This window comes from Alteromonas sp. DY56-G5 (genome assembly GCF_041414725.1).
Classification (GTDB): domain Bacteria; phylum Pseudomonadota; class Gammaproteobacteria; order Enterobacterales; family Alteromonadaceae; genus Alteromonas; species Alteromonas macleodii.
In genome coordinates this window covers 1-24,645 of the sequence record NZ_JANHZQ010000011.1, presented here as the reverse complement: position 1 = coordinate 24,645, position 24,645 = coordinate 1, and the positions used below count along the sequence as shown (strand labels likewise).

Genomic DNA, 24,645 nt, shown 5'->3' with positions numbered 1-24,645 from the left:
TCAACGCACTCTTAAACTAAAAACCATTTTATCTGGAGAGAAGTAAGGTTGTTCGTGATTTGAAACACGCTGTGAACACATCCATGTGCGCTCCCCAGCCGCATCCTTGCGGCTGGAGGGTTTCAAATCACAAACAGCTTCCAACCAAACTAGCTGATACTAATCCACCTCCTCCCACTGAAAGGTCTTCCTATCACAATCAGCTAGCTTCAGCTTCTAAGAAGTCCTTGGCGAAGCGCTGTAATACTCCGCCTGCGCTGTAAATAGAGACTTCTTCTGCTGTGTCTAAGCGACAGGTTACCGGTACTTCTAATTGCTCGCCGTTTTGACGGTTCACTACCAGTGTTAGCGTTGCACCTGGTGACGGTTCGCCGCTAACGTCGTAAGTTTCTGTGCCATCTAGCTCTAGTGTTTTACGCGTTGTGCCCGGTTTAAACTCAAGGGGTAATACGCCCATACCAATAAGGTTAGTACGGTGAATACGCTCGAAACCTTCAGCTACAATCACTTCAACACCGGCAAGGCGCACGCCTTTGGCTGCCCAGTCGCGTGATGAACCCTGACCGTAGTCAGCACCAGCAACAATAATCAGCGGCTGTCTGCGGTTCATGTAGGTTTCAATAGCTTCCCACATGCGCATAACTTGTCCTTCTGGCTCAACGCGCGCCAGTGAACCTTGCTTCACTTCACCGTTTTCCAGCACCATCTCGTTGAACACTTTCGGGTTCGCAAGGGTAGCGCGCTGTGCGGTTAAGTGGTCACCACGGTGTGTGGCATACGAGTTAAAGTCTTCTTCCGGTAAGCCCATTTTGTGGAGGTATTCACCTGCCGCGCTGCTGGCTAAAATAGCGTTTGAAGGCGACAAGTGATCGGTGGTGATGTTATCTCCCAAAATAGCCAGTGGACGCATACCTTTCATGATGCGCTCAGCATCCATTGCGCCTTCCCAATAGGGCGGGCGACGAATGTAGGTGCTCATTTCACGCCAGTCATAAAGCGGGTTAATGTCTTTTCCGTAGTCAACGCTAAGGTCGAACATTGGCTCGTACACTTTTCTGAAGTGCTCTGGCTTCACCGATTTCGCTACAATAGCGTCAATTTCTTCGTCGCTTGGCCAAATGTCTTTAAGCGTTACTGGGTTGCCTTCTTTGTCGGTGCCCAATACGTCTTTTTCAATATCAAAGCGCACGGTACCGGCGATGGCGTAAGCTACAACCAGTGGTGGCGATGCTAAGAATGCTTGCTTTGCGTAAGGGTGAATACGGCCGTCGAAGTTACGGTTACCCGACAATACTGCTGTTGAGTAAAGATCGCGGTCGATGATCTCTTGCTGAATTTTAGGGTCTAGCGCGCCGCTCATACCGTTACAGGTAGTACACGCAAAGGCAACCACGCCAAAGCCTAAATCTTCCAGCTCGCTCATCAGGTTAGCTTCTTCAAGATACAGCTTAACGGCCTTAGAGCCTGGTGCTAGTGAGCTCTTAACCCACGGCTTACGGGTTAAACCGCGCGCGTTGGCATTTCGAGCAAGTAAACCTGCAGCAATTACATTGCGTGGGTTAGATGTATTGGTACAACTTGTGATAGCCGCGATAATAACCGCGCCATCAGGCATTTTGCCTTCCTCCTCGGTCCATTTCGCTGCTATACCGCGACTTTCTAAATCGCTGGTAGGTAAACGTGCGTGTGGGTTAGAAGGGCCAGCCATGTTACGGCCAACAGCAGAAAGGTCGAACGTAAGCACTCGCTCATACTCGGCAGTTTCTAAATCATCAGCCCATAAACCTGTGTGCTTAGCATATTGCTCAACTAGCGCAATTTGCTTTTCCTCACGTCCTGTTAGGCGCAAGTAATCAATAGTTTGCTGGTCAATGTAGAACATGGCTGCAGTGGCGCCATATTCCGGTGTCATGTTCGAAATGGTTGCGCGGTCGCCCAGCGTTAGGTGCGATGCACCTTCACCATAGAATTCAAGATACGCGGAGACTACGCGCTCTTTACGCAAAAATTCAGTTAACGCTAATACAATGTCGGTTGCGGTAATGCCAGGCTGTGGTTTGCCGGTAAGTTCAACACCTACAATGTCAGGCAAACGCATGTAAGACGCGCGGCCCAACATTACGCTTTCCGCTTCAAGGCCGCCAACGCCTACGGCAATTACACCAAGTGCATCAACATGCGGCGTATGGCTGTCTGTACCTACTAGCGTGTCAGGGAAGGCTACGCCGTCGCGAGCTTGAATAACCGGCGACATACGCTCCAAGTTGATTTGGTGCATAATGCCGTTACCCGGGGGGATAACATCCACGTTCTTAAATGCCGTTTTTGTCCAGTTGATAAAGTGGAAACGGTCGTCGTTACGTCTGTCTTCAATTGCACGGTTTTTTTCAAACGCGTCTTTCTCAAAACCAGCATGCTCTACAGCTAATGAGTGATCCACAATCAACTGTGTTGGAACTACGGGGTTAACCTTCGCCGGATCGCCGCCCTTTGCGGCAATAGCATCGCGAAGCCCCGCTAAGTCTACCAGTGCCGTTTGACCTAAAATGTCATGACACACTACGCGAGCAGGAAACCACGGAAAGTCCAAGTCGCGCTTACGATAAATCAGCTGTTTAAGTGAGTCGGTAAGCATTTCAGGGGCGCATTTGCGCACCAAGTTTTCAGCCAACACACGTGACGTGTACGGCAGCTTGGCGTAGGCGCCTGGCTCTATGGCATCAACCGCTTCACGAGTATCGAAGAAGTCGATACCCGCATTTGGAAGCGGTTTACGGTATTCAATATTCATAAACCACCTATTCTCTTAGCGTTCGCTGATTGCAGGAACAGGGCGCAATTCTTCGCCCGTGTATTCTGCTGATGGGCGAATAATACGGTTGTCAGCGCGCTGTTCCATTACATGTGCAGCCCAGCCTGTAAGGCGAGACATAACGAATATTGGGGTAAACAGCGGCGTAGGGATTCCCATAAAGTTATAGGCAGAGGCGTGGAAAAAGTCTGCATTACAGAATAGCTTCTTCTCGCGCCACATCACTTCTTCACAGCGAACAGACACAGGGTAAAGTACGTCGTCACCCACATCAGCAGCCAGTTTTTCAGACCATTGCTTGATAATTTCGTTACGCGGGTCAGAGTCTGAGTAAATAGCATGGCCAAAGCCCATGATCTTCTCTTTGCGCTCAAGCATGCCCATCATTTTTTCTTCTGCGTCATCAGCAGAGGTAAAGCCCTCGATCATTTCCATGGCGGCTTCGTTAGCACCACCGTGAAGCGGGCCGCGAAGTGAGCCGATAGCACCCGTTACACAAGAATGCATATCAGATAAGGTTGAAGCGCAAACACGTGCAGTGAAGGTAGACGCGTTAAATTCATGCTCTGCATAAAGAATTAACGATACATGCATAACCTGTTCATGAAGTTCACGTGGCTTTTCGCCATGAAGCATATGAAGGAAGTGACCTCCAATTGAGTCGTCATCGGTTTCAACGTCTACGCGCACGCCGTCGTGCGAGAAGCGGTACCAGTAACAAATGATACTTGGGAAGCAAGCTAACATACGATCCGTAACATCTTGTTGCTGGTCGAAGCTGGTTTCCATTTCAAGGTTACCTAGCATTGAACAACCCGTGCGAAGTACGTCCATTGGGTGAGCATTTTTTGGTATGCGCTCTAGCACTTCTTTAAGCGCGGTAGGAAGGCCGCGCATGCTGCGAAGTTTTGTTTTATAAGCGTCTAGCTCAGACTGGTTAGGTAGCTTGCCCTTTAGAATAAGGTACGCTACTTCTTCAAATTGACAGTTTTGCGCTAAGTCTTTTACGTCGTAGCCACGATACGTTAAACCAGAACCTGATTTACCTACGGTTGATAATGCTGTTTTGCCTGCAACTTGGCCGCGTAAACCCGCGCCACTTAACTGTTTAGCCATCTTGTTGTCTCCGGTCTTGTAAAATTTGTAAGGTACTTTTTTAAAAATTTAGAAATAAAAACTATATTGAACTCATCAGGCGAGTGGGGTGCGAGGCACCGAGAGAGTGGGGGCGGTGCACGGGGCGTTACCCCTTTGAGGCATGGATGCCGAAACGGAGCCCCCATGGATGGGTTCACGGCGTGGTAACGCCCTGTGTACCGTTTCAACTTCAATGGTGCCTCGCACCTCACTCGCTTCCTGCTGTTTCGTATTCGTGTTAGTTCTTACCTTCTGCGAATAGAGCATCTAGTTTTTGCTCGTACTCGTGGTAGCCAAGATAATCGTACAGTTCCATGCGTGTCTGCATGCTGTCGACAACGGCTTTTTGGTCGCCGTTTTCAAGTATAGATTTGTAAACCATTTCTGCTGCTTTATTCATCGCACGGAATGCACTTAGTGGGTAAAGCACCATGTCGGCACCCCATTCACCAAGTTCTTCTTTATTCCATAGTTCGGTTTTGCCGAACTCAGTGATATTGGCAAGGATCGGAACGTCTAGCGCTTCAGCAAATGCACGGTAATGTTCTTCGGTTTGCACTGCTTCGGCAAAAATACCGTCAGCACCTGCTGCAACATAGGCTTTTGCACGTTCAATGGCTTTGTCTAAACCTTCTTGTGCGAACGCGTCGGTGCGCGCCATAATGAAAAAGTCTGGGTCAGTTCTGGCGTCAACTGCAGCTTTTATGCGGTCTACCATTTCTTCTGTGCTAACAATTTCTTTGTTAGGACGGTGACCACAGCGCTTTTGCGCAACCTGGTCTTCCATATGAACTGCCGCCGCGCCTGCTTTTTCCATGTCGCGAATAGTTTTGGCAATGTTAAATGCTCCGCCCCAACCGGTGTCGATGTCTACCATTAGCGGAAGATCGCACGCGCTGGTAATGCGCTGAACGTCTGCAATCACATCATTAAGTGACGTCATGCCTAAGTCCGGTAGGCCGTAAGACGCATTCGCTACGCCTCCACCTGAAAGATAAATCGCTTGGTGCCCAATAGCCTTTGCCATCATGGCAGTATAGGCGTTAATGGTGCCGACAATTTGTAGCGGTTTGTTGTTCTCTAATGCGGTTCTGAATTTCTTTCCTGCACTCATGATAATCACTCGCTTATTTGAAAGTAGGGTAGAGGTGAATTAGGTATGAAGAAGACTGAGTGGTGTTAACCATGATTAAGCTTCTTCTCAATATTATTTTTTGAATAAAGAATATGGCGACGCATTAGCATTTCAGCCAGTTCCTCGTCGCGATTGGCAATGGCATTTACAATGTGTCTGTGTTCATCAAAGGCGGTACTTACGCGAGGGCCAGCCATACCGAGCTGTACGCGATACATACGAACAAGATGGTAAAGCCCGTCTACAAGTACGCTGATGAGATGATCGTTTTTACTGCCGGTTACAATTCTGTAGTGAAAGTCTACATCGCCGGCTTCTTGATAATAGCTTTGACCGTCTTTTACTTTATCGAAGTGGCTATCAAGCAACGCCTGCATGTCGGTAATTTCTTCATCGCTCATGTAGCGTGCAGCCAAGCGGGCGGCCATACCCTCTAATGCTTCGCGCACTTGGTATAGCTGAATAAGGCCTTCGGGGGACAGTGCAACCACACGGGCACCCACGTTAGCTTTACGTTCCACCAAGTGACAGGTAGCGAGACGATTGATGGCTTCACGAATAACGGCGCGACTGACTTCATACTTTGTCGACAATTCCATTTCACTCAGCTTACTGCCTGCTGGAATGATACCCTCAACAATATCCTTTCTTAATTGAAAGAAAGTGCGGTCGGCATTGGTGATGGCTTGTTCGCTTTTTACTAACACTGTATAGAATCTTAAAATGACTAATGTCGACAATATATGCCCATTTTGGCGTTTTTTCAACCTTAAAAGGTTTGGATTGTCGACAACGAGAGTAAGATATTAGTCTGATAGTCTTGTTTAGCGGCCTGTGTTGACAGTTGTGCAATGGTTTAATGCGATACGCAAACAGAGCCATGTGTCAGCTTACGTCTATTAGGCGAACCTTGCGCAACCATATTGATAGCTACTGCCCGGACGGAAGAGGGAATTTGGTAACGAAAGTTACATACAGAGGTTCTGAGCTAAAGAATGATTCAAGCCAATGGTGATTTGTTTAAAGTTTGTCCATTTGGTCTAGGTCTTCTTTACTTTATTCGCTTAGGTGTTGTGAAGAGATAGAGTAAATTATCTTTATGATATCTAATTGTTTTTATGGAATTTATATATACTTTTTGTTTGATGCTTAACCTAACCAATTAGTCTGATTTTGAAGCCTTATTTTAGTAAAAGTGTAATATTTTACTTTGCAAGATCGTAATCTAACGGTAACATATCGTTCCAGTCTTCAAGCCTAAATTCTTCGTACTGAATTTTAGAGGGCTGGAAAAGTAAGTTCTACTTTTAAAGCAGAGTTTCATTGAAAGTAAGTTTGTAATGTTTTATTGCGACTTACTTTTTTATTGCCTGTAATCCAGTATAAGCACAAGGTTATGTGCGCCTCTTAAATTAGTGAGTTTAGTCTTTCAAAGTTCCAAAGAAGAACTTGAAGCGGCCTAAAAATATTATTACACCTAACACTCACGCAAAGGGGTTATACCATGAAAACCAATACTGACGTGTCTAAGGCACTCGCCAGTAAGCTTTCACCTGTCGCACTAGCAGTAGCGATGACCGTTCCAGCAATTTCAAATATTGCCGTTGCCCAAGAAGCAGAAGCAACTGAAGAGCAACAATTTGAAGCCATTACCGTTACCGCAACAAAACGCCCTCAAGTTATCTATGAAGTTCCAATTGCTATTAGCGCCTTCGATGGCGACAAGTTAGCTGACCAAGGTATTACTGACCTGACTGACGTTGGTAAATTCGTTCCAAACCTAAATGTTACTGGTTTCTCTGCCGGCCACACATCGTCTGTAAACCCATTTATTCGTGGTATTGGTCTTCAAGATCACCTAATCACAACCGATCCGGGTGTGAGTGTTTATGTAGACGGTGTTTATCTGGGCCGTCAGGTTGGTCAAAACTGGAGCCTAAATAATATTGAGCGTATTGAGGTACTTCGTGGCCCTCAAGGTACGCTATATGGTCGTAACTCGATTGGTGGTGCAATTAACATCATCACAAAAGAGCCAGACCAAGGTGATGTAACCAAAATCAACACTGAATTTGGTACACGTGGTCGCGTTAAAGCTGATCTTTTTGTTAACCACGGTCTTTCAGAAACCGTAGCGTTTAACATGAACCTGTCATTTAACAAGCGCGATGGTCTTGGTGAGTTCATCAACGTGCCTAACGCCGAGTACGATGTTGGTGAGACTGAAGATGTTTCTGGCCGCGTTTCTCTTAAGTGGGAGCCATCAAATGACTTCCGCATGGTATTAACTGCAGATGCTAACAATGGTGACGGCGGTCTGCGTCCTTACACTGTGCTAATTGATGAAGTGGGTTCAGATCGCTACTTCGGTGGTCAGAATGGTGTTGGCGTACCGTTACGTAACACAGATGTGACACCTGAAGGCGCTGATATCTACGACAATGCAACAGGTACTGAAGCAGTAACTGGCGTGTCGAACGAAGCGCGTGGTCTTTCACTCACTACTGAGTGGGACATTAACGAAGACTACACTGCAAAGGTTGTTGCAAGCCAGCGTACATCTAAGTACAAAGCAGGTCTTGATGATGACGGTACAATTTACTCGTTAGATCAGTTCCCTGAGCGTGGCGAAGCCGATCAAACATCAATCGAACTTCAGCTTAACGGCTATATCAACGAATACACTGACTTTGTTGCTGGTGTTTACTACTTCAACGAAGAAGGTAGCAACCGTCAAGGTGACGACTCTAGTTTTGACGGTGGGGCTAACCTGCTAGAACTCGATCAAGAAACCACTTCAAAAGCGGTTTACGTTAACGTTCGCCGTGACTTAACTGATGAGCTTAGCCTTTCTGGTGGCCTTCGTTACACGAAAGATGAAAAAGAAGCATCAGCGAACGTATTTTCAGCACTTGGTACTATCTATGATTCAAATGATTGGGACGAAGTGACGTGGGAACTCGCCACTAACTACACATTTGAAAATGGCATGACAGGCTATGCGACAATTCAGTCTGGCTACCAGTCGGGCCAATTTCCAGCACGTCCTTACTGCTTAATTGGTGAGTTCTTTGGTGCAGGTGGCTTTGATGATATCGAAGGCGCTCAAGCGGCGGTTCGCGCAAATAACTGTTTTACGGCGTCTGACAATATTACTGCTACTAACTATGAAGTAGGTATTAAAGGTCGTGTGAATGATTACTTCGACATTAGCGTCGCAGTATTTAACACTGAGTTTGAAGATCTTCCTTACCAAGTAAGTCGCGTGAGCGAAGGTGGTTTCGACACCGCAAACCTTGTGGTAGAGCAAACATCTCGTGGTGTTGAAGCTGATGCTACGTTTACCTATGGCAACTTCAGCATGATGACCAGCGTTGGTTATATGGATGTTGATGTTGAAGAGCAAGATGGATTCAATCCTGTAGCGCCACTTACTCCAGACCTAACCCTTGCAATTGGTCCGCAGTATACCTTTGAGCTTGATGGTGGTGATTCAATTCGCGTACGTGCAGATTACTCATATCGTGCAGAAATGTATGGTGAGCCTACTTCAGCACCTGAGCGTATGACTAAACTTGATAGCCGTGAGCTTGTTAACTTCGACATCGCTTATACGCCAGCGAATGATGCGTATACTGTTGCACTTTACGGTCGCAATATTTTTGATGAGCGTTACGACAATGCACGCTTGAATACAGGTGACTACATCCTGCAAATTCTAAGCAACGACGCAAGCGAGTTTGGTGTTAGATTCTCAACTGAATTCTAATAGCTACAACGAGTTACAATTATAAAGCCAGTCTAAAGACTGGCTTTTTTTTGCTTATTTTTTCTTGTTTTATCTTCATTATTAGCATAGTTTTAAAACTGTTCTAAAAATGCCCAGCAACTATTTATGAAAGTGAAAGCACTTTACCGTATTGGTTTTCTTGTTGTTAATATGCTTTTGTCAGGGTGTACCTACACGGTGTATTTACCCGACGATGAAGATATAAACGCGAAGAAAAACGGCAAGGTTGCAGTTGCTAAACCTGAATTTGGTAACCAATGTCGTTATAGCGTATACGGTGAGTATGGCGCGTGCCCAACGTCAAATAGTGAAATGGTTGGAACATCGTGTTCTTGTCCAACACCTTCAGGGCAGATTATGGGAACGGTGTCGAAATAGAAGACGTGCTTTTGTAGTAAGTAGGGCCTTTCAATCATACGGAGATGGAGCGTGGGATTGTTTACCAGTTTTAAAAAATCGCGGTTAGAAAAAAAGTTTAAGAAAAACGAATGGGTAATCATTCAACCTATTCCGTTCGCTCAATTTGAACAACTTATCGTAGACCATGTAGACGGAGGTTGGGAAATAGAAGATGACTATGAAAGGCTCGCTGAAACGACCGCTAAGTGGCAGTGTGAATTACGCAAAGGTACGAGTATTTTAACCTGCGTATGGACCGCTAAACAGCAAGGTATCGTATACGGTCCCGAACGCGTGCTTACCGGCTTGTCTGAAAAGCTAAATATACCGACGTCTACAGCAATTGCTACGACGTGGTTTTAAGCCTTTATTATAGCCAACCTTTTTGTTTAGCTATGCGAGCAGCATCTACGCGGTTGGTCGCATCGAGCTTTGAAATAGCCTCTGAGAGGTAGTTTCTTACCGTACCTTCAGATAAAAACAGTGATTGAGCAATGCCTTGGGTTTTAAGCCCTTCTGAAGCAAGTTTTAGTGCGGACATTTCTTTTTGCGACAGTGGATTGTTGTCGTCAAGAGCCATGATGGCGAGCTCAGTCGAAATTACCTTTTCTCCCGCAGAGACTTTGTGAATGGCATCTATCAGGTAGTCGCTGTCAGACTCTTTCAATATAAACCCCTTAACCCCTAAACTTAATGCACGCTTGATGTAGCCTGGTTTAGAAAAGGTAGTCATTAATACCACCTTGGTATTGAGATTTTGCTTTGCAATGTGGGCGGCTAGATCTAGCCCTGAAACCAGCGGCATTTCAATATCGCTCAAAATAATGTGTGGTGCAGGGTTATCATTTAAATAATCAATGGCTTCCTTTCCATTACTGCACTTTTCAACAATGGTTAAGTCGTCTTCTAATGACAGAAGCATGGCAATGGCATCGCGAACCAGCGACTGATCTTCAACAATCAAAATAGTAGTTGGCGCTTTTGAGTTCATAGGGAAGCCTTATGTGACAAAGCTTGCTCGGCAGTAAGCTGAATCCTGACAATAGGGTGGGGAAGGAAAGAAATGTCCACATCCGCATGAATAGACGCCGCGCGTTCTCTAATTCCCATTAATCCGTTTCCTTCTTTAATTGATGCGGTGTTCTCAACTACGCCATGATCTTTATAGGTCATTTTCACGGTTTGCTCATTAACTTCAAGACCAAGGGATACCGCGTTACCGTTTGAATAGCGTAAGGTATTGGTTGTCAGCTCTTTGATAATAAGCGCAAGCTGGCTTTCTTGTTTAGCGCTTAAACGTGCTTCAGCGCCGCCTTCAATATCGGTTGTAACATTAAAGCCGTTTTCTTCTAACAGTGATTTGTCTTTTGCTATTTCATCGCTAAGAGAAAGCTGCTTGATATCTGACACTGCTTGACGGATATCACTCAGTAGCGCTTGAGAAAGCTGTGCCAGCGCTTTTACCTCGCGATGCGCGTCTTCAATCTTATCTTTGCTTATAAGTTTATCGGCCAGTTGTGCCTTTAACGAAATAGAGCTGAGTGCGTGACCCGCAACATCATGTAAGTCTCTGCCTATTCGCTCACGTTCAGCGATCGCAGACAATACTCGTAGTGCTTCGGCCTGCTGGCTCTCTTTCAGACTATGGAGCGTTTCTTTGCGCTCCATAACACCAAACCCGAATAGCACTAAGCTGTTGAGCAACGAAGCACTTAAAAGAAAATGTGCGTTATTAAATACGGTAATGTGCAGTGACACGAGTACCAGCATCATCACGCCTATGCTCATTATGCCTGTCTTGAGCGAATTGTAATAACCTACGATAAAAGCAATAAAGCCGATAATTGTTGCGCCACCAGGGTTTTGAAAGCTGCATGCAACCGAAAGTAGAAACATGAGTAGCAAATAAGTGGGCAGTGTTTTAGCAGGCTGGTTTATGGCTTTAACGTAAAGAATGACAAAGCTAAGGTATCCCAGGGTTTGAAGTACCCATGTTTCGATGGGAAGAGGACGGGAAATAATAAGTGGAACAAAAAAGAACAGTGAAAAAAACAAGCTTCCGTGAGACCAGCGCTTTTTCCGTCCACTTGCCAAAAGGGGCATGTCAGGCGCGGTGCTCTCGTTTTTGACGGCAGGCACCGCGCTGTTACTATCTTGTATGCTTTTATTGCTGAGCATTTTGAGTACTTCGTCCCTACTGAAATACAACGGCAGACTTGCTAGTAATTAGCAGCGTACCAGAGATAATCAACATAATACCCAGCACGGCATAAATGTCGAAAGTTTGTTTCCAAAATACCACCGAAGCAGCGGTGATAAGTGCGATTCCCATGCCCGACCAAATGGCGTAGGCGACCCCAATTCCCATATTCTTTAAGACCATGGCAAACAGCATTCCAGATATCGCGTAGAAAAAGATAGCGCCGTACCCAAAAGCCCACTTCTCCCATCCGTTCGACATTTTAAGCAGCATGGTAGCGGTAACTTCGGTGATAACTGCAACTGCCAAAAGTAAATAAGTCATAGTGCATTCCTTCTTAGTTAAAGTGAAATTAGTTAGATTTGATTGATTGAAAACGACGTTCAAGGGTGATTAGTGACACAATGTAGACAGCGACAATCACAGCCGATATTGCCTCTACCCGTGCATCGGGAAACAAGTACCAGGCGGCGACAATGCCGAAGGTTCTAGTTAGCGTGTGAAAGTAGCCTATCCAGTGTTCGATAGCCCATGATAAAGGCATCCACATCAGGCCTGCGAGAATGCCAATACTCAATGGAACGGTGGTGTGGTCGATGGCTGCAACGGGAAGCGCAATGGCGAATACCATTAGGCTCATGATCATGCCAACGAAGAAAAGACGATCAAAACTGTTCTTGGCCGCCTTCTTGGCAAAAAATCGCTCACCGGTGAGATAGGAAAGACCTGCACCGAGGTAGAAGATGGCACCTGTGCCGATATACAGCAACCAGGTTATGGTTAATTCAGATACAAAAGGAGCGCTGATACCAAGCAGAGCCCAAACAACAGTGCCTGCCAGCGGCATAGCAATGAATCGGTTCTTTTTAAAATCTTCCCGCTGCTGTTCCAATGGGATGGAAGCATTCTGAGCGGGAGTTATTGACGAAGCGTGAGATACTTGTTCCATGAGCTTTACCTAATGTTGTAATGTCTATAGGTAAAGTATGCCGAGGTACCTCAGATTGCGTTAGTCACAAACGTCACCAATCGCGTATGACAATTGTCATCAGTTCACTTAATGAAGCCTATGAACTAAGTCTGCCGTGCTTTTTTCGCTTTTCGTTTGTTTAACACTGAATCGCCATCTTCCTTCGACAGCATTAAGCTATCGTAAATGCTGACAAGTGCTACTGCGGCCATAAACATCATAGATAGCGTAAACGTTTGTAGGTTTGGCATATTGGCGCTTTGTCCAAGAATGAATGCTGCAGCAGCGATAGCAAGCGCAGAAAGGGTAATGCCAAGACCGCGGTTCATTTGCATTAAAATGGCGCCTAGCGTGTTTGCGTCTCGCATTTTATTGGGTGGAACGTCGGCAAAAGCAATGGTGTTTATTAGCGTTAAGTGCATTGAGCGAGTAATACCGTTAACAAATAAAATAACGGCAATAGTAAATGACGATGTGGAGTGATTTATCATCGCGAGCGCAACAAAACCGAGGGCGATGAGCACGCCGTTTACTACAAGCACGCGTTTGAAGCCGAAGGTATTCATGATCCACGTTGTCGCTGGCTTTATCGCTAAGTTTCCAGCAAACAGCCACAGCAACAGTGAGCCGGCTTCTACAGGTGAGTAACCTAATCCAAGCTGGAGCATGAGTGGCACAAGAAACGGTGCACTGCCAAGTGCGACACGCATAACAGAGCCGCCAAACACAGTAAGCCGGAAGGTTTTGTGTTGCATCGCATCGAAAGAAAATAGTGGATTCTTGGCCGTTTTTACGTGTTTGACTGCTAATACCATGAGTACTAAGCCAATAGCGATGATGCCAAGTGGTCGAATAAGCTTGTCGCTGGTACTTGCTAAAAACTCGATCCCCGCCATAAACAGCGCAAAGCCGATGCCGGTGAGCAAAAAGCCTTTAATATCGAATTTACCTACATTGCCTTTGATGTTTTTAAGGAGATACAGTGACGCGATGATAGCGATAATGCCCAGTGGAATATTCATATAAAAAATCCACTGCCAGCTGAAATGAGTGGCGATGTAGCCGCCTAGCACAGGGCCTAGTAGCGGTGCGCTTAACGCAGGCCAGGTTATAATGGCCACGGTTTTTACCAGCTTTTCCTTTGGCAAGTCCCGCAGAACCACTAATCTTCCCACGGGAACCATCATTGCCCCGCCAAAACCTTGAAGAATGCGAGACAAGGTAAATTCGAATAAGCTAGTACTCAGGCCACAAAGGACCGAGGCAAAAGTGAATACGGCAATCGCTGCTACAAATATAGTGCGTGCGCCAAATTTATCGGCTGCGTAACCACTTAATGGAATAAAGAGTGTTACGGCTACCAAGTATGCCGATACACCAATAGATAAGTGGGCTGCCGGCACATTGAAGTCGGCAGCAATGACAGGTAACGCCGTGGTGATAACCGTGGCGTCTAAAATTTCCATAAAGAGTGCCCCTGCAACCAAAAGGGCAGTGGCGAACTCTCTATTGAACAATTTCAAAGGCTCTAACTACGCGCGCGACACCCGTAATATTACGAGCAATATCTACAGCGGCTGTGGCTTCTAAATTGGTTAACCGACCCATCAGGAATACTTCTGAATCTTGAACCACTACCTTAACTTGTAGAGCAGGCACTCGTTCGTCTGCCACAATTTTAGTACGCACTTTTGACGCTAACCACAGGTCGTTGGCTTGTGTGCCTGCACCTATCGCCTCGCCAATTCTAATTTGGTTGTGAATTTTTTTGATATAGCTTACTTCTTGAGCGCGGCGCACAGCTTCGTCAACTAAGCCTTGGTTTGGCGCTTGCCCGGTTAGCAACGCTACACCGTTATAAACATCCACTTGAAGGTTAGCCTGCTCTTTAAGCGCATCGCTTTTCGACCATTGATACGACACCGCAGCATCGGCATTTTGGTCATCAAGCTGCGTGCCCACAGTACGTCTGTCATTAGCCACTTTCGCAGCCATGGCGCCTGCAGCTCCAACGGCCACTACACACCCTTGTAATGTAAGAATTAGGGCTAATAAAGAACCCAGTAGTCCCAAATTTTTCACTTGTGTCCTCTTTACTACTCGTCGCCGTGATCGGCAGGGAATAAGCTGTCGTCAATGCATTCACATAAATTGTGAATTACCAGTAAATGAACTTCTTGAATACGCGAAGTGCGGTTTGACGGTACGCGAATTTCAACATCATGTTCACTTAAGAAGCCCGCCATTTCACCTCCGTCTTTGCCAGTAAGCGCGACAATGGTCATATCGCGAGATAATGCCGCTTCCATCGCTGCTATGACGTTACGAGAGTTACCGCTGGTTGAAATAGCCAACAGTATATCTCCGGGTTGGCCGAGCGCCCGTACTTGCTTCGCAAATATTTCTTCGAAGTTATAGTCATTCGCAATAGACGTCAGGGTTGAGGTGTCTGTGCTTAATGCGATTGCCGGTAAGCTGGGACGGTCGCGCTCGTAGCGATTGAGCATGTTGGAAGCAAAATGTTGCGCATCACCTGCAGACCCGCCATTACCACAGCTCAGTACTTTATTACCTCTAATTAAGGCTTCAACGATCATGTACGCCGCTTTCTCAATATGCTCTGGCAATATTTCCGATGCCGCTATTTTGGTTTGTATGCTCTCGGTAAAATTCGCTTTTATCTGTTCAATCATGTGTCATCTCTTTGTTTTCACCACACGGCAGACCATTTAGTGAAATTTTTTGCGCTGCATTACAGCGCCTTGATTTTTGTAATGGCCAGTATCTGAAAGTCAGAGGTTTAAACGGTGGCCTCAGCGCGAGAGAAAAACAGCCTAACGTTTATCGCTCGCGATAATCAACTCGCATTTACTATTGAAGCGTGCGAAAAAACTCAACCAGGTTTCTAGCTTCATCTTCAACCTTAAAATTTTTCACAACGTGTTCGCGTCCGGCTTTGCCCATTTCTGCGAGTTTGTCCATATCCGAAAGCAGCAAATCCATCTTTTCTGTGACAGCTTGCTGGTCTTTGGTAGGAACAATATACCCATCAACGCCTGGCCTGATGATGTCTTCCCATGCGCCCGCCTGAGTAGCTAATACCGCAGCCCCAGCACTCATGGCTTCAGGTACAGTTAATCCAAACCCTTCGTTATAGCTAAGTGCACTTACTAATGACAGTGCACTGAAGATTCTAGGAATTTGCTCAAACGGCAATTCACCGGTGAAAACAATTCGGTCAGTTAACCCGGCTCTAGAAACTTTTTCTTTAAGCTCGTTTACAAATTCTTGGTTACTCGAGGATATGGCACCTACAACTACTGCGTTCACGTCAGGGTATTTGGGCAATACTTTAATGCACGCTTCAACAAATAGATGAACGCCTTTTTGCTCTCTAACTCTGCCCAGAATACCAATGCCGTACTTGCCGCCGTAGCCTAATGCTTGCCATGCTTCTTGCTTGTTTTCTGCTGGCGTGTAGTTGTCTATTTGCACACCGTGTAGATTTATCTTGGCGGGGGGCTTATTTAGATATTTTGCAGAGCGATTACTCATTGCAATAACCGCATCCATTTTATTGCTTAACCACACCGTAGAAGCCGAACGCTTTCGCTGAGCGGCAGAGCTAAATACAAGCTTTATCTTGGCGCGAAACACGTATTTGAGGATCACACCCTGAATCATCTCGTCAACGCGACGTGCATGAAAAATTCGCCACTTACCATTACTAAGCGGGCGTCGACACATTTTTGCGACCTCCCAAAAAGTAATAGTCATTGATGGGTCTGGAACAAAATGCTTGCCCATTATCCGCAAATTAATCATATGCTTCTGTAGCGATGTTACTTGCAGCATCGTAGACGTTACGCCAGAAAAATTAGAGCTGGAGTTGCCGACTATTAGCTCTATTTCTTGGTTATCAACGCTGCTGGACGAAACCTTGTTGTTGGGATGACTCATTATTTGTGGGAACCTAAGAAACTTTCATCAAACCGATGAAGGGTTGCAAATCATAAGATAAAACAAACGGAATACTTCTGACATAAAGACATTTTCATCAATATCGGCCGCGCTCATCGTTGGCGCACGCTTCTAGTCCTCTTTGGGGAACATCAGTTTAAAAGCTGGATATTGTCAGTCTTTAGCCCACGTTCTTCAACCACTGAAGGTTGTCTCCGTCTATGGCAACAACGTCTATTCGCAGAGAAGTAGACGCTGGATTTAAGCCATTATCTAACAAATAGAAATCAAACGCAGCTTGAATTCGCTGGAGCTTTTTGGCAGTCACAAAATCTAGAGCACTGCCAAACTGATTTCGTCTTCGGTATTTAACTTCAACGCACACTATGGTGCTGCCGTCTTGCATTACAATGTCGAGCTCGCCACGCCGAGTGTGGTAATTTCGACATCGAAGAATAAGGCCTTGTTCCATCAGATATTTACAGGCCTTGTCTTCTGCTGCACTCCCTTGCAGTGTTGACATAATTTTACTCCGAAAGCATTTGAACTTTTTCGTTACGAATAATTGCCTGAGGCTGTTTGCGTATTACTTCACCTTGTTGATTAAGGGAAAGTGTACCCGTTAACCCTTCGTGTGAAAGATATTTCAGCGTGTTAAGCATGCCTAGCTGAGGCAACAACTGATAGGCATCAAAACCGAACGCAAATAAACGTTTTTGCATAGTATTTTGATTTTGCCAAGCCTGTTCAACCTCCTGCTGAAGAGGTTGCCAACTATGTGAAGGCATTAACCAAGGCATGTCGATAAAGTGCACATTCTGCAGGTCACGCCATTGGTTTTTCCCGCTGTCGTAATCCATTGAACGAGAGGTGGCATACACGGGGACTTGTTTGCCATCGTATGGGTTTAAGCTCGCTTCGATAATGGGGTTAAGCAGTTCTGTGTCTTGAGGTGAGGCAAATGCAACAATGGCATCAATATCACGCCTACTGCGAGGCATGTTGTACACTTCATCATTTGTCATGTACTCAATTTGATTGATACGCTCGTTGCTTTGCGCCACATCTAGCGCCTGTGTAATTCCCTCTCGAAGTGAATTACTGTCGTTAAACGATACCGACGTTATGTTGGCTCGCTGCTTGTTTTCCTGATTGTTGAGTATTCGCCAGTGCTTTTTAAAGGTGTCGTCCATTCGCTGGTACAGACTGCTTTGTGCGGCAATAACGATAGGCGCACGATATCCTTTATTAAAGATAAATTCAGCAAGCTGCTTTGCTTCATCTTCTGGTGCTAGCCCGTAATAATTCAGCGAGGTAGGCAAGCCTAATGAGTGGAGTTCATTTTGTGTGTCATCACCTGCGAGACCTGTACCAGAGGCAAGAGCATCATCGGCTATCGCCGGATTTGACGATCCTGTTGCCAACCCTTTAGCAGACGCATTGTCTGGCAATTCGTCAGGCCTGTTTAATGCAAGTACGTTCACACCAAGCGGCAAACTGGGAATTAAACGTTCAACAGTGTCTTTTAAAAGAGGGCCAATGATGAACTTGGTATCGCCAATTTCGCTGAGTAAATGCTGTGTATCTACTTCGTTGGTGTCGATAAAACGAAGACGAGGTAGAAGGTGTTCATCTTGGCGCTTTTCAACATCGGTGTAATAAGCCGCCATGATGCCATTTTTAACGACTTGTCCTGTGCGAGCTAACCTGCCAGAAAGTGGTAGTAAAACCGCAATATCGTTGGCGCCAGCATCGGTAAGCTGGGTTGCTTCAATTACATTTTCAGGCAAAGCGTTTTCTAGTACATGACCGCGATAAACCTGCTTAAATTGCTGCAGGCTTTTGGCTAATTTTTCCGGTGACGACGCGTTTTCTTCGGTTAGTTCGCGAAGAGTAATGAAAGGAGACAGATCGGGATAAGCACTGCCCACTGAATCAAGTGACGATGCAGGAATGGAGGTAATCCACTGCCAAACTTGTTGCACTTTTTCATCGTCAGTAAGATTGGTTTTTAATACGCTATTCGCTGCCGCAGCCAGGTTGCCTTGCTGCGTGAAGAGCTGGGTTTGAAGCTCCGCTTTTTGGAATGCGGTTTCGCCTGTACCGGTTACGCCATCCAACATAGCCAGTAATTCTTCTGCCGAGGCATCAGGCATTCCCGCATAGGCTTTGGTTACCAGAAGGGAGTAATAAGATTGATTTATCCCTGAAATTCCGTCTTCTTTTACCTCATATAGCACTTGCTGAGCCAAAACGGGCTGTTGATTTTGAAGGTACAGGTCAGCCGCTTGCAGCAACAGCGTATCGCGCTGTTCTTTGTTGCGAGTGCGCTCCCATACTTTTTTTGCTTCAAGGAGTTTGTGCTCAGGTGTGACGTTATCTTCAACCTGTGTTGTTTCAATTGGGGTAGGTTGTACTACCGCAGGCTTTGACTGGGTTTTAGGTGTACTTCCACAGCCCGTTAGCACCAATACAGAAGCGACGGCTGATAGCGTAAAGATTTTTCCAGCTTGTCCAATATGACGCACAGTTTCATTCCTTTTACATCGTTATAGGCCAAGTTTATCTTAACCAGTGTGAAAATCTACGCTTGCCAGCATAATCTGGACTAATGGCGTGATACACTTATCGCATATTCTTTAAAAATAACGTAAGACTTAACCACTGTTATGACAGACACCGCCACCTTATATATTGTTCCAACACCTATCGGTAATTTAGACGACATAAGTGCCAGAGCAATACGCGTATTAAGTGAAGTAAGCTGGATCGCTGCCGAGGACACCCGTCACAGCGCTCGACTCTTACAGCACTTTAGCATTGGAACGAAAACTCTTTCTCTGCACGAGCATAACGAAGATAAGCGCACAGCAATGCTTTGTGAGCGTTTAAAGGGCGGCGAGTCGGTAGCATTAATAAGTGATGCTGGAACGCCGTTAATCAGCGACCCGGGCTTTGTTTTGGTACGCAAGTGCCGTGAGCAAGGTATTCCGGTTAGCGCTCTGCCGGGCCCATGTGCTGCAATTACAGCATTAAGTGCTTCGGGACTGCCAACAGACAAGTTTATATTTGAAGGATTCCTACCGGTTAAAGTGCAGGCACGTGAAAGCGTGTTGTCAGCGCTAATAGATAGAACGTTCACCACTGTTTACTATGAAGCGCCACGTCGAATTTTAGACACCGTTACTGATATACAGCGCGTTCTAGGCGATCGCCAGATTGTGGTAGCGAAAGAGCTATCCAAAACCTTCGAAACCTACGTGAGTGGCAGCGCGCAAGATGTAATTGATTATCTCAATGCGGATGTTGCGCACCAGAAAGGCGAATTCGTCGTCATGATTGGCCCTGCGAAGGTAAGTGACCAGGCGATACCCAGTGAGGCAATGTCGTTGCTAAGTGTATTGTGTGAGCACATGCCGCTTAAAAAGGCCGCGGCGGTGGTCGCCACTCACTATGACTTGAAAAAGAATGCGCTTTATCAAGCTGGGCTAGACGCAAAAGCGTAAACACGTTGTTGATCTTAAGGGCCTTAGAATAAATACAAAGGAGTGTAATTCACGTCAACTGCCCAGTTCAAAAAGGACTGAGGTTTATGGAGGCTCATATGACAAAAACACTCAAAATCACCATGTCAGAAGGAAAATGGTTAGTTGATATATTTTCTCAAGCTAACGACTCAGGTGTTTACGACTTAATCCACCCTAATACCTTTGCGGAAGTTTCTCTAAATGAAGTCGAAATGTACGGCTTTCGTTATAGCCTGCATGGAAAAGCGGGAACGTCATTTAAAATTGAGTTAGATGACGAAGTACTGGCTGAAGGTGAGATAGACAAATCTGAGGCGGCGTCGGGAAGTGGAGTTGTATAGTCACTAGAACAGTGTTTAGCGATTATTCTGCACGCTTTTATTGTATACTCGCCTGTTTTAGAAGCTCTCTTTAGGATTGAAGTATGCGCCAACCCCTTTCTGTTATTGTTATTACCAAAAACGAAGAAGACCGCATAGCCCGTTGTTTGAAGTCTATCGAAAAAATAGCAGATGAGATTGTTGTTCTTGATAGTGGTAGCACAGATAAAACGGTAGAAATTGTTCACCAATTTACAGACAAAGTGTTTGTTACAGATTGGCAGGGCTTTGGTGTTCAAAAGCAACGAGCTCTGGATAAAGCAACGTGCGATTGGGTGTTATCTCTCGACGCAGATGAAGAAGTGGACGAGCAGCTAGCGTCCACTATCTCAAAACTACTCAAGTCCGAGCCCACTCATAACGCTTACAAATTGCGTTGGCGCAATATTTTCCTTGGAAAAGTTACCAGATTTGGAAGGACTGGCAGGGCACCTACAAGGCTTTTTAAAAGACAAGCGTCACATTTCACCAAAGATATTGTCCATGAAAAAGTGGTACATCAAGGTGAGGCAATTTGTTTGAAAGGTGGCTATCTAAAACATTACTCAGTGCGTGATTTTGAACACTTGCTACATAAAAATCGCGATTACACATGCCTAATGGCGACTAAAAAATTTAAGGCAGGTAAAAAGAGCCATGGGCTTGCGTTGGCATTGTTAAGGTCAATGCTAACCTTTATCCAAATCTATATTTTCCGCTTAGGGATCTTGGATGGAAGTAGAGGATTCCTGTTCGCTGTTTTGTTCGCACAATATCAGTTTAATAAGTACGCAGGCCTTTGGGCGCTAGAACAGACAAAATCGAACTCATAATTTACATTTACGAACCTAAACAAAAAGCCCGTGACGTCAATGTCACGGGCTTTTTTTATAGAGAATAGCTAACTGATTTTTCGTCTCAAGTTTAAGACAAGCGACCTTTAAAGTCTTCGTAGCTAAATTCGCGAACTAGTTCGAAATCGCCGTTAGAACGCAGAATGCCGATAGCAGGATGTTCTACACCGTTGAAGAAGGTGGTTTTTACCATGGTGTAATGCATCATATCCTCAAACTGTAATCGATCGCCGGTCTTAAGCGGCGCATCGAATGAGTAGGTATCAATGACATCGCCTGCAAGGCACGAATTGCCACCTAGCTTCACATTATATGCTTTTTCATTAGGCATACCCGCGCCCAAAATTGTAGGTCGATAAGGCATTTCCAGCACATCTGGCATATGTGCAGTCGCTGAAATGTCTAGAATAGCGATATCACCGTCATTTTCTACCATATCAACCACTTCGCAAATTAATGGCCCTGTCTGCCATGCTACCGCAGACCCTGGCTCAAGAATTACGTCTAGGTGTGGGTAACGGGCTTTAAAGTCTTTTAGTGTGTTGATGAGGTGCTCAACGTCATACCCTTCACGGGTCATCAGGTGTCCGCCACCTAGGTTTAACCACTTTAATTGACTAAGCCATTTGCCAAAACGCTTTTCAATGGCTTCAAGCGTGCGTGCAGTAGCAAAAGAATCACACTCACAAAGGTTGTGGCAGTGAAAACCTTCAATACCCGATAAGTCTACGCCTTCTAGCTCACTAGCGCGTATGCCTAAGCGCGAACCTGGTGCAGCTGGGTCGTACAGTGGTGTATCTGCTTCTTGATGCTCAGGGTTTATGCGAAGGCCTAACGACACGCCTGCTAGCACGTCTTTATGCGCGTTCCACTGGGTCAAACTATTAAAAGACAGGTGATTAACAAGACCCGCCAATTCCTTTGCGTCATTAACCTTGTACGCAGGAGAATATGCGTGAACTTCTTTACCCATCTCTTCAGCAAGTTTCGCTTCCCAAACCGAACTGGCCGTTGCTCCGTGTAAGTACTGTTTGATGATGTCGAAGCAAGACCACATAGAAAAGCCTTTAAGCGCCAAGATAATACGCGCGCCAGATTCGTCTTGAACCCGTTTCATCAGCTCAAGGTTTTTAATTAATTTTGCTTCTTCCAGCACGTAGCAAGGAGAGGGAATATCAGTACGTTGAGTTAAATCGGTCAATGGGATAAAGCTCCAAAAAATAAAACGGCTTTCAACATTTATCAAACGCCTAATGTATTACATTACAGGTCGTAGCTCAAAACTACTCTGTGTCCTACATTCCAGTAATCTGATCTAGATTTAAATTTAAATAGTGGCGTTAATAAAAAAGGGCGCTTGAATTAAGCGCCCCGATATTTCAATTATTTAGTGAAAGGGCTACCTTCACATTCGAGTACGTGCCATGGCAGACCGTGCTCGTTAAGCATATCCATGAATGGATCTGGATCGAATTGTTCCATGTTCCATACACCTGCTTCTTTCCATGTGCCGTTAAGCATAAGCGCTGCGCCAATCATTGCAGGAACACCTGTGGTGTAAGATACTGCTTGCGCGCCTACTTCTTCGTTACATTTCGCGTGGTCACAGTTGTTATAGATAAAGATAGTTTTTTCTTTGCCATCTTTAATACCTGTGATGTAAGTGCCAATGCACGTCATTCCGCTATAACCTTCGGCAAGTGAGCCTGGGTTAGGAAGTACTGCTTTCAAGAATTCTAGTGGTACAATCTTCTGGCCTTGGAATTCAACTGGCTCAATGCTAGTCATACCAATACCTTCTAGTACACGCAGGTGGTTAAGGTAAGCATCACCAAAGGTCATCCAGAAGCGTGCACGCTTAAGGGTAGGGAAGTGCTTAACAATAGACTCTAGCTCTTCGTGGAACATCAGGTAAGATGCGCGAACACCAATGTTTTGATAGTCAAGATCTTCACGTACGCTTAACGGATCGGTTTCTTTCCACTCGCCGTTTTCCCAATAGCGACCGCGTTGGGTAATCTCACGAATGTTGATTTCAGGGTTGAAGTTAGTCGCGAAAGCCTGGCCGTGATCGCCGCCATTACAGTCTACGATATCAAGATAGTGGATTTCGTCGAAGTAATGCTTAGCTGCATATGCTGTGTAAACGTTAGTTACACCTGGATCAAAGCCACTGCCAAGAAGGGCCATAATGCCCGCGTCTTTAAACTTGTCTTGGTAAGCCCACTGCCACGAGTATTCAAATTTCGCTTCGTCTTTAGGCTCGTAATTGGCGGTGTCTAGGTAATCAGTATTAGTTGCAAGACATGCATCCATGATTGGAAGGTCTTGATATGGCAACGCAAGGTTGATTACTAGGTCTGGCTTTACTTCGTTGATAAGTGCTTCCACTTCTTTTGCGTCGTCAGCATCAACAGCGAAAACACCCTTAACGCGATCTGCACCTACTTCTTGCTGTAGCGCTTCACACTTAGATACCGTGCGGCTTGCTAAGTAAATTTCGTCGAAATGTTGCGGTAAACGTGCACATTTTTTCACAGTTACCGACGCAACACCGCCAGCACCAATAATTAAAACGCGAGACATAATAACTAATCCCTAATTTTGCTAATGAATTTTGGGCTGAATGCTAGCAGACCAATGGGATTTGGCAAGCAAAGACAGCCCATGACAGTACAAAAAATTTTAATCGTAACAACGAATGTAAAAGGTATTGCACACCTACTAGCGGCCTACCTTTCAAAGGCCTCATTATTGACCGTTTATGGTCCACGCCGAGATACGTCGTTCAATAGAAGTTTGAGCTGATACGAAAGCACACACGTTTTAAAATTAATAACGTGTCTGCAACTCTGCTCGGTTTAAAATATAAAGTCGCTCGAATTTCAGCGGGTAACCGTATCAATTGGTGGCGATATGACTACCTTATCATCAACTTTGTAATAGGGGTAAAGAATCAAACGCTCTTCATGATTTGGTGTAGCAGTGGCTATGGCAATGGCGTCGAGGGTTTTACTGTCTTGGGTATTAACCGCCGCAGCATAAACCAATACGCTGTAGCTGTTTGTGTCGGTGGTGGTATCGATAATTCGCCACTGAAGCTGCTCGATAAGCTGTGACTCTCGCTTTTGACCTTGTGTTTCGTCGTTGAAAATACAACCTACTCGGCCGTTTTCATAGATGGCCGCAAAGGGGTAAAACACATCGCATACGGGTAACATAAGCTCACATAAGCTTAGTGACTTCGACACGAGTACGTTTAATGGCGTTGGCAATGTAACTGGACGGTCGATCATAGCGCATCTCCTGTGAGTTAGCGTTGCTGGACACTTGCTAATACCTACGCTTACTACGTCACATTAGTTTAATATTCACCATTGCGATAGCTAAACATTACCATTTCATACTAAAAGATTAAGAGACTAACCTAGGGCCTGTATATGGTCTCCCCCGTTATTGCAAGAGTAAACATGCTGTTTTGACTAAAATGGTTTGCGTCCGT

At 45.4% G+C, this 24,645-nt stretch carries 23 protein-coding genes; 6 read left to right on the top strand and 17 right to left on the bottom strand.

What is annotated here, in order from left to right; all coding sequences use genetic code 11:
* Positions 1 to 199: 199 nt before the first annotated feature.
* The 4 genes from acnD to NO989_RS07590 all read right to left on the bottom strand — a co-directional run bounded on the left by acnD (position 200) and on the right by NO989_RS07590 (position 5,791).
* Entirely contained in the window at positions 200 to 2,791 is a 2,592-nt protein-coding gene (gene acnD / locus NO989_RS07605; protein WP_371342332.1) for a Fe/S-dependent 2-methylisocitrate dehydratase AcnD, read from the bottom strand.
* A 15-nt stretch (positions 2,792 to 2,806) separates the two neighbouring features.
* Positions 2,807 to 3,928 (bottom strand): 2-methylcitrate synthase, encoded by a 1,122-nt coding sequence (gene prpC / locus NO989_RS07600; protein WP_371342331.1) that lies wholly within the window; start codon positions 3,926 to 3,928, stop codon positions 2,807 to 2,809.
* Between the two features lie 259 nt (positions 3,929 to 4,187).
* Positions 4,188 to 5,063: a methylisocitrate lyase gene (prpB, locus tag NO989_RS07595; RefSeq protein ID WP_014950533.1), complete on the bottom strand. Its 876-nt coding sequence runs from the start codon at positions 5,061 to 5,063 to the stop codon at positions 4,188 to 4,190.
* 65 nt (positions 5,064 to 5,128) lie between these two features.
* Positions 5,129 to 5,791: a GntR family transcriptional regulator gene (locus NO989_RS07590; protein WP_283645245.1), complete on the bottom strand. Its 663-nt coding sequence runs from the start codon at positions 5,789 to 5,791 to the stop codon at positions 5,129 to 5,131.
* A 797-nt stretch (positions 5,792 to 6,588) separates the two neighbouring features.
* Here NO989_RS07590 and NO989_RS07585 point away from each other — a divergent pair.
* The 3 genes from NO989_RS07585 (at position 6,589) to NO989_RS07575 (ending at position 9,636) form a co-directional block, all read left to right on the top strand.
* Complete coding sequence (locus NO989_RS07585; RefSeq protein ID WP_014950531.1) at positions 6,589 to 8,853, top strand: TonB-dependent receptor; 2,265 nt, start codon at positions 6,589 to 6,591, stop codon at positions 8,851 to 8,853.
* A 126-nt stretch (positions 8,854 to 8,979) separates the two neighbouring features.
* Positions 8,980 to 9,252, top strand: coding sequence for a hypothetical protein (locus NO989_RS07580; RefSeq protein ID WP_371342330.1), 273 nt, complete (start codon positions 8,980 to 8,982; stop codon positions 9,250 to 9,252).
* A 51-nt stretch (positions 9,253 to 9,303) separates the two neighbouring features.
* A complete protein-coding gene (locus NO989_RS07575; protein WP_014950529.1) occupies positions 9,304 to 9,636 on the top strand; it encodes a hypothetical protein in 333 nt (110 codons plus the stop codon).
* A 7-nt stretch (positions 9,637 to 9,643) separates the two neighbouring features.
* Here the strand turns inward: NO989_RS07575 and NO989_RS07570 are convergent, their stop codons facing one another.
* From NO989_RS07570 to NO989_RS07525, 10 genes are all read right to left on the bottom strand, one after another.
* Positions 9,644 to 10,264: a DNA-binding response regulator gene (locus NO989_RS07570; RefSeq protein WP_014950528.1), complete on the bottom strand. Its 621-nt coding sequence runs from the start codon at positions 10,262 to 10,264 to the stop codon at positions 9,644 to 9,646.
* A complete protein-coding gene (locus NO989_RS07565; protein ID WP_371342329.1) occupies positions 10,261 to 11,451 on the bottom strand; it encodes a sensor histidine kinase in 1,191 nt (396 codons plus the stop codon). The genes NO989_RS07570 and NO989_RS07565 overlap by 4 nt, the downstream gene beginning before the upstream one ends.
* Before the next feature lie 16 nt (positions 11,452 to 11,467).
* Entirely contained in the window at positions 11,468 to 11,797 is a 330-nt protein-coding gene (locus NO989_RS07560; protein ID WP_014950526.1) for a multidrug efflux SMR transporter, read from the bottom strand.
* Positions 11,798 to 11,825: 28 nt separating this feature from the next.
* A complete protein-coding gene (locus NO989_RS07555) occupies positions 11,826 to 12,422 on the bottom strand; it encodes a hypothetical protein (protein ID WP_014950525.1) in 597 nt (198 codons plus the stop codon).
* Between the two features lie 125 nt (positions 12,423 to 12,547).
* A complete protein-coding gene (locus NO989_RS07550; protein WP_371342355.1) occupies positions 12,548 to 13,930 on the bottom strand; it encodes an MFS transporter in 1,383 nt (460 codons plus the stop codon).
* Positions 13,931 to 13,949: 19 nt separating this feature from the next.
* A complete protein-coding gene (locus NO989_RS07545; RefSeq protein WP_014950523.1) occupies positions 13,950 to 14,525 on the bottom strand; it encodes a BON domain-containing protein in 576 nt (191 codons plus the stop codon).
* A 14-nt stretch (positions 14,526 to 14,539) separates the two neighbouring features.
* The gene (locus NO989_RS07540; RefSeq protein ID WP_014950522.1) at positions 14,540 to 15,136 is read right to left on the bottom strand and encodes a phosphoheptose isomerase; all 597 of its coding nucleotides are present in this window, start codon (positions 15,134 to 15,136) and stop codon (positions 14,540 to 14,542) included.
* A gap of 178 nt (positions 15,137 to 15,314) precedes the next feature.
* The gene (locus NO989_RS07535; protein WP_039226230.1) at positions 15,315 to 16,403 is read right to left on the bottom strand and encodes a glycosyltransferase family 4 protein; all 1,089 of its coding nucleotides are present in this window, start codon (positions 16,401 to 16,403) and stop codon (positions 15,315 to 15,317) included.
* A 181-nt stretch (positions 16,404 to 16,584) separates the two neighbouring features.
* Positions 16,585 to 16,926 (bottom strand): YraN family protein, encoded by a 342-nt coding sequence (locus tag NO989_RS07530; RefSeq protein WP_061486452.1) that lies wholly within the window; start codon positions 16,924 to 16,926, stop codon positions 16,585 to 16,587.
* 4 nt (positions 16,927 to 16,930) lie between these two features.
* Complete coding sequence (locus NO989_RS07525) at positions 16,931 to 18,931, bottom strand: penicillin-binding protein activator (protein WP_156086844.1); 2,001 nt, start codon at positions 18,929 to 18,931, stop codon at positions 16,931 to 16,933.
* A 141-nt stretch (positions 18,932 to 19,072) separates the two neighbouring features.
* Between NO989_RS07525 and rsmI the strand changes: the two genes are divergently transcribed.
* The 3 genes from rsmI (at position 19,073) to NO989_RS07510 (ending at position 21,122) form a co-directional block, all read left to right on the top strand.
* Positions 19,073 to 19,909, top strand: coding sequence for a 16S rRNA (cytidine(1402)-2'-O)-methyltransferase (gene rsmI, locus NO989_RS07520; RefSeq protein ID WP_014980129.1), 837 nt, complete (start codon positions 19,073 to 19,075; stop codon positions 19,907 to 19,909).
* A gap of 98 nt (positions 19,910 to 20,007) precedes the next feature.
* On the top strand, positions 20,008 to 20,271 hold the full coding sequence (locus tag NO989_RS07515; protein WP_061486450.1) for a hypothetical protein: 264 nt from the start codon (positions 20,008 to 20,010) through the stop codon (positions 20,269 to 20,271).
* Between the two features lie 83 nt (positions 20,272 to 20,354).
* Positions 20,355 to 21,122 carry a glycosyltransferase family 2 protein gene (locus NO989_RS07510; RefSeq protein WP_061486449.1) on the top strand — a complete coding sequence of 256 codons (768 nt, stop codon included), beginning with the start codon at positions 20,355 to 20,357 and terminating at the stop codon, positions 21,120 to 21,122.
* Between the two features lie 91 nt (positions 21,123 to 21,213).
* Here NO989_RS07510 and nspC read toward each other — a convergent pair whose 3' ends face one another.
* The 3 genes from nspC to NO989_RS07495 form a co-directional block, all read right to left on the bottom strand.
* Complete coding sequence (gene nspC, locus NO989_RS07505; RefSeq protein WP_156086843.1) at positions 21,214 to 22,344, bottom strand: carboxynorspermidine decarboxylase; 1,131 nt, start codon at positions 22,342 to 22,344, stop codon at positions 21,214 to 21,216.
* Positions 22,345 to 22,526: 182 nt separating this feature from the next.
* Positions 22,527 to 23,729: a saccharopine dehydrogenase family protein gene (locus NO989_RS07500; RefSeq protein WP_156086842.1), complete on the bottom strand. Its 1,203-nt coding sequence runs from the start codon at positions 23,727 to 23,729 to the stop codon at positions 22,527 to 22,529.
* A 299-nt stretch (positions 23,730 to 24,028) separates the two neighbouring features.
* The gene (locus NO989_RS07495) at positions 24,029 to 24,439 is read right to left on the bottom strand and encodes a hypothetical protein (RefSeq protein ID WP_039226244.1); all 411 of its coding nucleotides are present in this window, start codon (positions 24,437 to 24,439) and stop codon (positions 24,029 to 24,031) included.
* Positions 24,440 to 24,645 lie beyond the last annotated feature (206 nt).